Origin of the sequence: Pseudomonas sp. 58 R 3, assembly GCF_900006605.1 — a bacterium.
GTDB classification, from domain to species: Bacteria; Pseudomonadota; Gammaproteobacteria; order Pseudomonadales; family Pseudomonadaceae; genus Aquipseudomonas; species Aquipseudomonas salomonii.
This window is the reverse complement of the sequence record NZ_CVTT01000032.1, coordinates 94,391-106,584: the sequence shown is the minus strand read 5'-3', so window position 1 is coordinate 106,584 and position 12,194 is coordinate 94,391. Positions and strand designations below refer to the sequence as shown.

At 59.6% G+C, this 12,194-nt stretch carries 10 protein-coding genes; 6 read left to right on the top strand and 4 right to left on the bottom strand.

The genetic code is table 11. The features are described 5' to 3' along the window. Positions 1 to 37 precede the first annotated feature (37 nt). Both BFP92_RS05030 and serA read right to left on the bottom strand, forming a co-directional pair. Positions 38 to 1,260, bottom strand: a protein-coding gene (locus tag BFP92_RS05030) for an IS3 family transposase (protein WP_122527355.1) whose coding sequence is annotated in 2 segments (ribosomal slippage) — positions 38 to 909 and positions 909 to 1,260 — 1,224 coding nt in all. Because the reading frame shifts where the segments join, the coding sequence is not laid out codon by codon here. A 111-nt stretch (positions 1,261 to 1,371) separates the two neighbouring features. After that, entirely contained in the window at positions 1,372 to 2,601 is a 1,230-nt protein-coding gene (gene serA / locus BFP92_RS05020; protein ID WP_065902258.1) for a phosphoglycerate dehydrogenase, read from the bottom strand. A gap of 226 nt (positions 2,602 to 2,827) precedes the next feature. On the opposite strand from serA, the gene BFP92_RS05015 reads away from it, so the two are divergent. The 4 genes from BFP92_RS05015 (at position 2,828) to BFP92_RS05000 (ending at position 7,097) form a co-directional block, all read left to right on the top strand. Continuing rightward, on the top strand, positions 2,828 to 4,222 hold the full coding sequence (locus BFP92_RS05015; protein ID WP_065912281.1) for an FAD-binding oxidoreductase: 1,395 nt from the start codon (positions 2,828 to 2,830) through the stop codon (positions 4,220 to 4,222). A 21-nt stretch (positions 4,223 to 4,243) separates the two neighbouring features. After that, positions 4,244 to 4,909 (top strand): fumarylacetoacetate hydrolase family protein, encoded by a 666-nt coding sequence (locus BFP92_RS05010; RefSeq protein ID WP_017139509.1) that lies wholly within the window; start codon positions 4,244 to 4,246, stop codon positions 4,907 to 4,909. A 235-nt stretch (positions 4,910 to 5,144) separates the two neighbouring features. After that, positions 5,145 to 6,068 (top strand): SdiA-regulated domain-containing protein, encoded by a 924-nt coding sequence (locus BFP92_RS05005; protein ID WP_065912279.1) that lies wholly within the window; start codon positions 5,145 to 5,147, stop codon positions 6,066 to 6,068. Between the two features lie 120 nt (positions 6,069 to 6,188). After that, positions 6,189 to 7,097, top strand: a complete 909-nt coding sequence (locus tag BFP92_RS05000; RefSeq protein WP_065912277.1) for an SdiA-regulated domain-containing protein — start codon at positions 6,189 to 6,191, stop codon at positions 7,095 to 7,097. Here BFP92_RS05000 and BFP92_RS04995 read toward each other — a convergent pair whose 3' ends face one another. Continuing rightward, entirely contained in the window at positions 7,098 to 9,044 is a 1,947-nt protein-coding gene (locus tag BFP92_RS04995; protein WP_065912291.1) for an autotransporter domain-containing protein, read from the bottom strand. A gap of 302 nt (positions 9,045 to 9,346) precedes the next feature. After that, positions 9,347 to 10,018, bottom strand: a complete 672-nt coding sequence (gene rpiA, locus BFP92_RS04990; RefSeq protein ID WP_065912275.1) for a ribose-5-phosphate isomerase RpiA — start codon at positions 10,016 to 10,018, stop codon at positions 9,347 to 9,349. A 137-nt stretch (positions 10,019 to 10,155) separates the two neighbouring features. Here rpiA and ilvA point away from each other — a divergent pair, with 137 nt between their 5' ends. Both ilvA and BFP92_RS04980 read left to right on the top strand, forming a co-directional pair. Beyond that, positions 10,156 to 11,670 (top strand): threonine ammonia-lyase, biosynthetic, encoded by a 1,515-nt coding sequence (gene ilvA, locus BFP92_RS04985; protein ID WP_065912273.1) that lies wholly within the window; start codon positions 10,156 to 10,158, stop codon positions 11,668 to 11,670. A gap of 40 nt (positions 11,671 to 11,710) precedes the next feature. Then, positions 11,711 to 12,124, top strand: coding sequence for a DUF2269 family protein (locus BFP92_RS04980; RefSeq protein ID WP_065912271.1), 414 nt, complete (start codon positions 11,711 to 11,713; stop codon positions 12,122 to 12,124). Positions 12,125 to 12,194 lie beyond the last annotated feature (70 nt).

The window sequence follows — 12,194 nt, the reverse complement described above, 5'->3', positions numbered from 1 at the left end:
TGTCCAGTCCTGACATAGGTTTACACCTATTTCAGCCTCAAAACGCCCGATGCACCGCATCGGGCGTTTTGTATTTCAGCGATAGATGTGGCCGCTCACTGTTATAGATATGCACGGATTGATCCACCATTCGCGCGGCTTCAGCCGCATCTTTGGGCCGATGCAAGAGAAACTCGGTTTTCAAAATCCCGTTCACTCGTTCGGCCAAAGCATTTTGGTAGCAGTCGTAACCATCGGTCATAGAACACCGGATACCGTGCTTTACATGCAGCCGCTGATAAAGCTCGGAGCAGTATTGGATGCCTCGATCTGAGTGATGAACAAGGTTTTGCTCTGTTTTTCTGCACTTGAGGGCTTTACTGAATGCCTGAATCACAGACTCCGTGTGCAAGCTTTCGTGAACATGATGCCCCACGATCTTCCGAGAGTAGGCGTCAGTCACCAAGCTCAGATAGGCCACGCCCGTTTGAGTGGGCAAGTAGGTGATATCGGCTACCCAAACTTGTTCTGGCGCCGTAGCAACTACCTGTGATGGCCCTTCTTTGAGCAGGTTGGGGTGCCTGTGAAAGCGATGATGACTGTTTGTCGTTTTGTGATAGGCCCGCTTTCGAGGAACCAACTCTCTGCGATCCCGCAAAATGTCGAAAAGGCAGTCTCGACCAACCTTTACCGGGGCTTCGGGCTCGCTATGCATGAGGTTATGAAGCTTTCGGGTTCCAAGCCTAGGTTGTCTGAGGCGCTTTTCGTGCACGAACCCCATAACCTTCTGAGCCTGGAGGGCTCGAGCATTACATGCTCGAATGCGTTTGTAATATGCCTGGCGGGATATCCCGATGAACTGGCAAGCCCGGCTGATACTCAGGTCTTGGACTTTCCTTTGGGAGAGGGCTTGCCGGATCGCTTTTTTACGACAGAGACACCAAAGTCATTCTTGAGTACATCAACAACGGCTTCGAAAAACTGAGCTTTCTGATTGGCTTGAGCGAGTTGCTCTTCAAGCTCTTTGATTCGCTGTTCGGGCGTCAGCGGCTTGTCGGGCTCATCCATGGAACGGGATCTCTTGGTACGAATGGACGCGCTTTGACTCCAGTTCTGTCGACCATGCCTGCGTAGCCAGTTCAACACCGTAGATTTGCCCTGGATGCCGTAGCGCTCTTGAGCCTCTTTATAACTCAACTCGCCTTTTTCGACCTGATCGACGACTGACAATTTAAAGGTCAGCGAGTAGTCACGCTGACTGCGCCTTTTTCCTGAATTCATTACGCCTTCCTGAGATTGGGTCAGAAGGTGTAAACCTTATTCAGGACGGGACAGTTCAGACAAAAAAAGGGAGCCCCGAAAGGCTCCCTTTTTTGTGCAGCGTTCAAAGCGTTAGAACAACACGCGGCTACGAATGGTGCCGTTGATGTGCTGCAGCTTCTCTTGCGCCAGGTCCGAGTACTCGGCGTCGACGTCGATCACCACGTAGCCGACCTTTTCGTTGGTCTGCAGGAACTGACCGGAGATGTTGATGCCGTTTTCCGCGAAGACCTTGTTGATCTCCATCATCACGCCAGGAATGTTCTGGTGGATGTGCAGCAGACGGTGCTTGCCAGGGTGAGCCGGCAGCGCCACTTCGGGGAAGTTGACCGAAGACACCGAGGTACCGTTGTCGCTGTACTTGACCAGCTTTTCCGACACTTCCAGGCCGATGTTGGCTTGGGCTTCAGCGGTGGAGCCGCCGATGTGCGGGGTCAGGATCACGTTGTCCAGGCCACGCAGCGGGCTTTCGAAGATGTCGTCGTTAGAGCGGGGCTCTACCGGGAACACGTCGATAGCGGCGCCGATCAGGTGCTTGTCCTTGATCGCGTCAGCCAGGGCGTCCAGCTCAACCACAGTGCCGCGTGCCGCGTTGATCAGGATGCCGCCTTTCTTGATGGCGCGGATTTCCTTCTCGCCGATCATCCACTGGGTCTCAGCGGTTTCCGGTACGTGCAGGGTGACGATGTCGGACATGCCCAGCAGCTCGGTCAGGCTCGCCACCTGGGTGGCGTTGCCCAATGGCAGCTTGGTCAAGGTGTCGTAGAAGAACACCTGCATGCCTAAGCCTTCGGCCAATACCGACAGCTGCGTGCCGATCGAGCCGTAACCGACGATACCCAGCTTCTTGCCACGGATTTCGAAGGAGTTGGCCGCACTTTTGATCCAGCCGCCACGGTGGCAGGAAGCGTTTTTCTCAGGAATGCCGCGCAGCAGCAGGATCGCCTCGGCCAGCACCAGTTCCGCAACGGAACGGGTGTTGGAGTACGGTGCGTTGAACACCGCGATGCCGCGCTCGCGCGCAGCGTTAAGGTCGACCTGGTTGGTGCCGATGCAGAAACAGCCGACGGCCACGAGTTTCTTGGCGTGGTCGAAGATCTCTTCGGTCAGCTGAGTGCGGGAGCGAATGCCGATAAAGTGCGCGTCGGCGATCTTTTCCTTTAACTGGGCTTCCGGCAGAGAACTGGTGATGTACTCAATGCTGGAGTACCCAGCGGCTTTCAGTACGTCGACAGCCGATGGGTGGACGCCTTCCAGAAGAAGGAACTTGATCTTGCTCTTATCGAGAGAAGTCTTGCTCATCTGCGTAAACCTGTATCCCGGAGAAAAATGGCAGGGAATCGAGCAGTTAGTGCCTTGAATCAGTGCACAAGAGCTGACCCGGACGGCAGGAAAGCCGTCACCGCAGAAACGCCCTTGGGCTCTGTCCTGCGGGGGCGGTATGCTAGCATACGTGCCCCGCTAAACACCCATTCCTGCGACGTGAAGCGTTCTCAGGATGACCATGAATTGTTCGAGAGTTCCGTCGATGACCCATCCTGCCCTGATTGATGAGCTGAAGACCCTGGTTGAGCCCGGCAAAGTGCTGACCGATGCAGACTCCCTGGAGGCTTACGGCAAGGATTGGACCAAGCACTTCGCCCCCGCGCCGACCGCTATCGTGTTCCCCAAGACCATCGAGCAGGTGCAGGCCATCGTCCGTTGGGCCAATGAACACAAGGTGGCGCTGGTGCCATCGGGCGGGCGTACCGGCCTGTCGGCTGCTGCGGTGGCGGCCAATGGCGAAGTGGTCGTCTCGTTCGACTACATGAACCAGATCCTCGACGTGAACCTCACCGACCGCACCGCCGTGTGCCAGCCGGGCGTGGTCACCAAGCAACTGCAGAACGTCGCCGAAGAAAAAGGCCTATACTACCCGGTGGACTTCGCTTCCTCGGGTTCGAGCCAGATTGGCGGCAACATCGGCACCAATGCCGGCGGGATCAAGGTGATTCGCTACGGCATGACCCGCAACTGGGTGGCCGGCATGAAAGTGGTCACCGGCAAGGGTGACGTGCTGGAACTGAACCGCGACCTGATCAAGAACGCCACCGGCTACGACATGCGCCAGCTGTTTATAGGCGCCGAAGGCACCCTGGGCTTTGTGGTCGAAGCCACCATGCGCCTGGACCGTGCGCCGAAAAACCTCACTGCGATGGTGCTCGGTACCACCGATTTCGACTCGATCATGCCGGTATTGCACGCGTTCCAGAGCAAACTGGACCTGACCGCCTTCGAATTCTTCTCCGACAAAGCCCTGGCCAAGGTCATGGGCCGTGGCGACGTGCCGGCGCCGTTTGAAACCGACTGCCCGTTCTACGCGCTGCTGGAGTTCGAAGCCACCACCGAAGAAGTTGCCAACCACGCCCTGGAAACCTTCGAGCACTGCGTGGAGCAGGGCTGGGTGCTGGACGGCGTGATGAGCCAGAGCGAAACCCAACTGCACAACCTGTGGAAACTGCGCGAGTACATCTCCGAGACCATTTCCCACTGGACGCCGTACAAGAACGACATTTCGGTCACTGTCTCCAAAGTGCCGGCGTTCTTGAAGGAAATTGATGCGATCGTCGGCGAACACTACCCGGACTTCGAAATCGTCTGGTTCGGCCACATCGGCGACGGCAACCTGCACCTGAACATCCTCAAGCCGGAAAACCTGAGCAAGGACGAGTTCTTCGCCAAGTGCGCTACCGTCAACAAGTGGGTGTTCGAGACCGTCCAGAAGTACAACGGCTCGATCTCCGCTGAACACGGCGTGGGCATGACCAAGCGCGATTACCTGACTTACAGCCGTTCCCCGGTTGAAATCGAATACATGAAAGCAGTGAAAGCGGTGTTCGACCCGAACGGGATCATGAACCCTGGCAAGATCTTCGCTGTTTAACCGCCCTGAAGGAGTCGTTTCATGAGCTACCAGCACAAGTATGTCGACGGCACCAACATCCACTTTCCCCTGGGCAAAGTGGTGTGCATCGGGCGTAACTACGCCGAACACGCCAAGGAACTGGACAACCCGGTGCCGACCGAGCCGTTGCTGTTCATCAAGCCGGGCAGTTGCGTGGTTGCGCTGGAAGGCGGTTTCGCCATTCCAACCGAACGCGGATCGGTCCACTACGAAGCGGAAATCGCGGTGCTGATCGGCAAACCCTTGTCGACCAAACCCAGCCGTGAAGAAGTGCTGGATGCCATTTCCGGTTTCGCTCCGGCGCTGGATTTGACCCTGCGCGACAAGCAGGCCGAGCTGAAGGCCAAGGGCCTGCCGTGGGAAATCGCCAAGTCCTTCGATGGCGCCGCCGTGATTGCCCCCTTTGTGGTCAGCAGCACCTTTGCCGACGTGACCGACATCGGCATTCGCCTGACCATCAATGGCGAAGTGCGCCAGGACGGCAACAGCTCGCAGATGCTCAACCCGATCGTCCCGATGATCCAGCACATGGCCGGCTGCTTTTCGCTGCAGGCGGGTGATGTGATCCTCACCGGCACCCCGGCGGGTGTAGGTCCGTTGAATGTGGGCGATGAGCTGGTGCTGGAATTGGGTGGCGGTAGCCGCTTCGAAAGCGTCGTTCGCTAACAGATCGTTCCCACGCTCTGCGTGGGAATGCAGCCCTGGACGCTCTGCGTCTGCTCTTGAGGTCGTGACGCGGAGCGTCACAAGAGGCATTCCCACGCGGAGCGTGGGAACGATCATTTGACAGCTGTGGTTTTGCATTTTTTTCACACGCCATCCGGATAATCACCAGCCTCCTGCGCGCGGGCTTGTTGATCCTGTGCTATCACCTAAAGCTGACTCTGCGGAAAAGCGCTCAATGGCCGTGTCCCTGCCTACCCTGACTTCCAAGCCCCGTTCACGTTTTGCCCTGCGTTGGTATTCCTGGCTGTTTCTGGTCGGGGCCATTGTTTACGGCATTGCCTGGGCGATGCACTGGGACGACCGTGGGGTGCTGTGGATCGCTGAGCGCTTCGAAACCCCGGCCGAACGCCAGGCCAGCGTCTGGCTGCCGGATTACCAGGCGGCGATCGATGGCAAATTGCTTCCGGGCATGGAAAAGGATGAGGCTTCGGACCTGTCCTACAACCCGCAGACCAAAACCCTGTTTTCCGTGATGGGCAAAAACCCCTTCCTGGTTGAGCTGAACCTGCAAGGCGATGTGCTGCGCAAGATGCCGCTCAACGGCTGGAGCAACCCGGAAGGCGTCACCGTGATGGAAAACGGCCTGATGGCCATTGTCGACGAGCGCATGCACACCCTGAGTGTGGTGAACGTCGACGCCAGCACTCAGCAACTGAACTATGCCGACGTCAAGCACTATGACCTGGGCCCCTCCAAGGACCAGAACAAGGCGTTTGAAGGTGTGACCTGGGACAAGCGCAACCAGCAGATCGTGCTTGGCGAAGAGCGCCCACCGGCGTTGTTCACCTGGAAAAGCGATGGCGCCACGCTGAACGGAGATAAGCAGAAGATCGCCAGCACCGAGCTGGACATGCGCAATCTCTCGGCCCTGGCCGTCGACCCGCGCACCGGGCATTTGCTGGTGTTGTCGGCCGATTCCCACCTGCTGCTGGAGCTGGACGAGCACGGCGAGCAAGTCAGCTTCATGACCCTGCTCGGCGGCTTCAATGGCCTGAAAAACACCATCCCGCGTGCGGAAGGCGTGACCATGGACGAAGCCGGCACCTTGTACATGGTCAGTGAGCCGAACCTGTTCTATCGTTTCGAGAAGCAGAAATAGCCGACGATTACGTCGGATACTTCGCTATCAGCGGCATTCGCCAGACAGTCGACTGCGTTTAAGTTTAAATTCAGACGGGCGTGATACTTATTCGCCACTTTTTGACTTTGAGCTTGCCTGATGCGTCGACTCGCCCGCCCCAAACCCGCGTTTTTTATCCTGTTGCTGCTCGCCCTGGTGATTGCCGGGGCGGTCGCTCAGAACTTTCGCTTGTTCGAGCGGGCCTGGTTCAACCTTCAAAACTGGCGCCATCCCGCCGATGAGCGCTCCATTGGCTTGAATGATTACCGGGTCAGCCTGGAAGCCAAGGTCATCGAAGGGCTCGACGATGATGTCTCGGCCCTCACGTACGACCCGATACGCAAAAGCCTGTTTACGGTGACCAACAAAAACGCCGAGCTGATCGAGCTGTCGCTGGACGGCAGGATTCTGCGGCGTATCCCGTTGGTGGGCTTTGGCGATGCCGAGGCGGTGGAGTTCATCAGTGACAACATTTATGTGATCAGCGATGAAGCCCAGCAGCGGCTGATCAAGGTACACGTGAATGACGACACCCAATTTCTCGATGCTGCCGATGCGGAGCAAATGACCTTGGGCGTGCATATCGGGGGCAACAAAGGTTTCGAGGGGCTGGCTTACGACTCGGTGGGCAAGCGCCTGTTCGTGGCCAAGGAGCGCGACCCGATGCTGATTTACGAGGTGCACGGGTTTCCCCATTTCAAACCGGAAAAAACCTACTCGGTGCATGTGATCAACAACCCCAAGCGCGATGCCGGGCTGTTTGTGCGTGACCTGTCGAGCCTGCAGTACGACGAGCGCAGCGGGCATTTGCTGGCGCTGTCGGATGAGTCGTTCCTGGTGCTGGAGCTGGACATCGACGGTCGCCCGTTGAGCAGTCTTTCCCTGCTTAATGGGCGCCATGGCCTGAAAAAACGCGTGCCTCAGGCCGAAGGGATCGCCATGGATGACGAGGGCTCGCTGTACCTGGTCAGCGAGCCGAACCTGTTTTACGTGTTCAAAAAGCCCTGATCAAAACATCCATTGCACGCCCAGGGAGTAGCCGGTCTGGCTGCCCTCGGCATGCCCAAGGCGGCTGTTGACCTCGGCGTACACACCCAACTGCGGGGTGATCGCCAACTGGCTGCCGATTTGTGCGCGGCCAAAGCTTTTGTCCACGGAACCCAGCTTGGCGGTGCGCGCCTGGCCATCGGCGCGGGCGGTCAATTGCAGGTCATCGAGGCGCCCGTCAGCCAGTTCCTTGACCCAGACGATGTCGCCGTAAGGCAGCAGGCTCAAGCCATAGGGCAGGGCGACGGCGCCGCGCACGCGCCAGCCGAGGCTGGCTTCCAGAGAGTCGAAAGACTGTTCTTCGTACTCCAGCGCCGTGCGCAGGTTCTGTTTCTCGTGGAACTTGTCGATGCGCGAGTGGCTGTAATCCACTCCGGCAAACGGCCCGCTCTTGATCGCGCCGAAGTCGAAGTCATAACCGCCGAGTACGCGCGCGCCCAAGGACAGCGCGTCGGTGTTGCCGCTCAGTTGCTGATTGAGCAGCACCGGCCCGCCGTTGGCCTGGATCAGCAGGTTGCGCTTGGCCTCGAAACGCGTATGGCCGACGCTCAGGTCACCCGCCAGCCAGCTTGGCCCGCCATCGTTGAGCAAGGCATAGACCGCGGCCTGCCAGGTGTCGCTGTCGAGTTTGCCGCGTTGCTCCAGCTTGTCACGACCATTGAGGTAGCTGAGGCTGGCGCCGATGTTCAGGCTGGAGGTGAGCTGATAGTCACCCAAGGCGTGCACGCCCAGGCGTCGGGCGTCACGGTTGAGCGAGCTGTCGAAGCCGCTGTCCGGGGTGTATTCGCCGTCCATGCCGATTTCGCCGTCGAAGCTTCCGACCTCACGGCTGGCCGCTTGCAAGGTCAACCAACGGCGATCATGCAGGCGCACCATGGCCTGATGCTGGCGTTGCAGGTTGTCCTGCATATTGCGCGCAACGGCGCCGCCCGAGGCGGTCGAGGCCAGCAGGTCGGCGTTGGTCAGCTCCAGCACCAGGCGGCTGAGCAGGCGCGAGTAGTCGCGCAGGCGCTGGTCGATGCGTGCCTGGCCGAAAGCGTTGGTGAGCACGGTCTTGTTGTCTTCTGCCGGGTCGTGCCAGGTGGAACCGCCGGGGATTTTCGGGTTGTTGGTCTGGGTGTAGCCGTCCAGATCGCCCAGCTCCCAGTTGGTGGCTTCGACGTACAAAATCGGGATCTTCAGCGGTTCGAACGGCTCGCCATCACTGCAGCAGCCGGTGCCTTTGGGGTATTGCGGGTCCAGGCCGGGGTTGGTGAACAATGGGATGTTCAATTCCCTGGCGATCTGGAAGGTGTGTTCGCGCAGCGATGTCAGCGCGGGGTTGGCGGTGCTGTTCTGGCCGGCGTGGGCGTACATCATGTCGCCGGTGATCAGGCTGTCGAGGTTGATCATCGCCAGCATATTCGCGCGTTGGCTGGCGCTGAGTGAGTCGACAAAGGCCTTGGAGCCGCGCAGGCCTTCTTCTTCGGCGCCGAAGGCGACCACTTGCAGGCCGTTTTCCAGCTGCAAACCGCCAAGGTTCTTCGCCACTTCGGTCAGCACGCTGGCGCCGGAGCCGTTGTCGTCCAGGCCTTGCAAGGTCGGGCGGCCAAAGTAGGTGTCGAAGTGCGCGCCAATCACCACGTATTGCGCTTTAGTGCCGGCAGCATAGGCCACCACGTTTTGCGAGGCGCGGGTGCCGTTGTTCCAGGTGAAGTTCTGGCGACTGAGGCTGTAGGCCGACCCCATCCGGCTTTGCATCCAATCCGCCGCGCCGGCGAAATTGGCCGTGCCGCGATACCGGCCGGGGTAATCGTTGATCAGCTTTTCCAGGGTGGTATTGGCGTGCTGGCCGTAATCATAGGCCTGGGTTTGCGCCGACAGCAGGCTGCCGACCACGCTGATCGCGAGGACTAGGGGCTTTATCACAAGGTCTTCCTTGAGGTGATTGAGGTTTTCCAGCCCAGACCCTTTGCACAATGCGCGCCTCATTCCCTGGGCGAGCGCGAAGTGGCGCATTGTTAAACGCGTGGGTCGCCTGGCTGTAATTTGTAACGGATTTGATACCAATAAAGGCGTGGGATGCCGTGACGTGGCGCACGGTTTTGGCGAGGGGTGCTGCGAAAAGTAGCGGTTTTGTTACATGGAGTCCGAGTCGAGCACAAATCAAAATGTGGGAGCGGGCTTGCTCCCACACAAGCCCTGTCTTCACAGGAAATTAGCGCTGAGTTTTAGGCCTTGAGGGTTTTGACGCCTTCAGAAGTACCCAACAGCAACACATCCGCCGGACGCGCCGCGAACAGGCCATTGGTCACCACGCCAACGATCGCATTGATCCGCGTCTCCAGCTCCACCGGGTTGGTGATCTGCATGTTGAACACATCAATGATGATATTGCCGTTGTCGGTCAGCACGCCTTCGCGGTACACCGGGTCGCCGCCCAGTTTCACCAGCTCGCGGGCCACGTGGCTGCGGGCCATCGGGATCACTTCCACCGGCAGCGGGAAGGCGCCGAGTACCGGCACCAGCTTGCTGGCGTCGGCGATGCAGATAAAGGTCTTGGCCACGGCCGCGACGATTTTCTCGCGGGTCAGGGCTGCGCCGCCGCCTTTGATCAGGTTCAAGTGCTCATCGCTTTCATCGGCGCCGTCGACGTAGAACTCCAGGTCGCTCACGGTATTGAGCTCGTACACTGGAATGCCATGGCCTTTGAGGCGCGCGGCGGTGGCTTCGGAGCTGGCCACGGCGCCATCGAATGCACCCTTGTGCTGGGCCAGCGCGTCGATAAAGCAGTTGGCGGTGGAGCCGGTGCCGACACCGACGATGCTTTTATCGTCGAGTTTAGGAAGGATTAAATCGACGGCGGCTTGGGCCACTGCCTGTTTGAGTTGATCCTGGGTCATGCGGGCTCCGGAACGGGCGGGGAGTTATCGAGGGCGGCGAGTATAACCCAACAAAACCTCGGGATTCGTGTGGTCGCCCGGCCAAAAGCCGGGTTAGACTCCTTGGCCCCGCCCAACTCGCCCAGTGATTCCCGCCGATGCTTGAACAGTACGTCAAAAAGATCCTTACCTCGCGCGTTTACGACGTTGCCGTAGAAACCCCCTTGCAGACCGCTCGCCAGCTCTCCGAGCGGCTGGGCAACAAGGTCTGGCTCAAGCGTGAAGACTTGCAGCCGGTGTTCTCGTTCAAGATTCGCGGCGCCTACAACAAGCTCACCCAGCTGAGCGCCGAAGAACGCGCGCGCGGTGTGGTCACGGCTTCTGCGGGCAACCACGCCCAGGGCTTGGCCCTGGCGGCCAAGGTGCTGGGGGTCAAGGCCACCATCGTGATGCCCAAGACCACCCCGGAGATCAAGGTTGAAGGCGTGCGCTCCAGGGGCGGCAAAGTGGTGCTGCACGGTGATTCCTTCCCGGAAGCCCTGGCCTACTCGCTCAAACTGGTCGACGAAAAAGGCTACGTTTACATTCACCCTTACGATGATCCACACACCATTGCCGGGCAGGGCACCGTGGCGATGGAGATTCTGCGCCAGCACCCTGGGCCTTTGGACGCGATTTTCGTACCCGTGGGCGGCGGCGGCCTGATCGCCGGGATTGCGGCGTACGTGAAATACCTGCGCCCGGAAATCAAGATCATCGGCGTCGAGCCGGACGACTCCAACTGCCTGCAAGCCGCCATGGCCGCAGGCGAGCGCGTGGTGCTACCGGCCGTCGGCATCTTTGCTGATGGCGTGGCGGTAGCGCAGATCGGCCAGCACACCTTTGATATCTGCAAAGACTATGTAGACGAAGTGATCACCGTCAGCACCGACGAAATCTGCGCGGCCATCAAGGACATCTACGACGACACCCGCTCCATCACCGAGCCTGCGGGCGCGCTGGGCGTGGCGGGCATCAAGAAATACGTGGAAACCCGTGGCGTGACCGGGCAGACCCTGGTGGCCATCGACTCCGGCGCCAACGTCAACTTCGACCGCCTGCGCCATGTGGCCGAGCGCGCCGAGCTGGGTGAAGGCCGCGAAGCCATCATCGCCGTGACCATCCCCGAGCAGCCCGGCAGCTTCAAGGCGTTCTGCGAGGCCGTGGGCAAGCGCCAGATCACCGAATTCAATTACCGCTACCACTCTGGCCGCGAGGCGCACATCTTCGTGGGTGTGCAGACTCATCCGGAAAACGACCCGCGCAGCGCCTTGATCGCCAGCCTCACCAGCCAGGGCTTCCCGGTGCTGGACCTGACCGAAAACGAGCTGGCCAAGTTGCACATTCGCCATATGGTGGGCGGGCATGCGGCCAAAGTCAGCGACGAGCTGGTGTTTCGCTTCGAATTCCCCGAGCGTCCCGGCGCGCTGTTCAACTTTCTTAACAAATTAGGCGGGCGCTGGAACATCTCGATGTTTCACTATCGCAACCACGGCGCGGCCGACGGCCGTGTGGTTGCAGGCCTGCAAGTGCCGGCGGACGAGCGCCACCTGGTGCCGGCCGCGTTGGCAGAAATCGGCTACCCGTACTGGGATGAGAGCGAAAACCCGGCTTACCAGCTGTTCCTCGGTTGAGCGACTACGCTGACTGGGCGGCCTTTAAGGAATCAAGACCATGGAAACACTGACCACCCTCAAGGTTATCCACATCACCGCCACCGTGTTGCTGTTGCTCAGCGGCCTCGGGCTGGCGGTACTGGCCTGGCGCAAACGCAGCGCCGGCCCGACGGTTACCGTGCAGCGCCCGTGGGCGTTCGTGTGGTTGCTGATGGGGGTTTGCGTGGTCAGCATGCCGTTCACCGGCTGGTGGCTGTTGCACCTGCTCGGCTGGCCGCTGGGGCAAACCTGGATTTTGGGTTCCAGCATTCTCTACACCGTGGCGGCACTGGCGTGGTGCTGGCTGGTGGCGCGGCTTAATCGCCTGCGTAAGGGCGAGGGCGGTAGCCTGAATTTCACCCTGGTGCTGGCGGTGGTCAGCCTGGTGGGGTTTGTGGCGATTGCCGGGTTGATGGGCGCCAAGCCGGTTTAAGGCTTTAGACCGCGTCGGCTTCATCGCAGGCAAGCCAGCTCCCACATTTTGACCACATTCTCATGTTGGA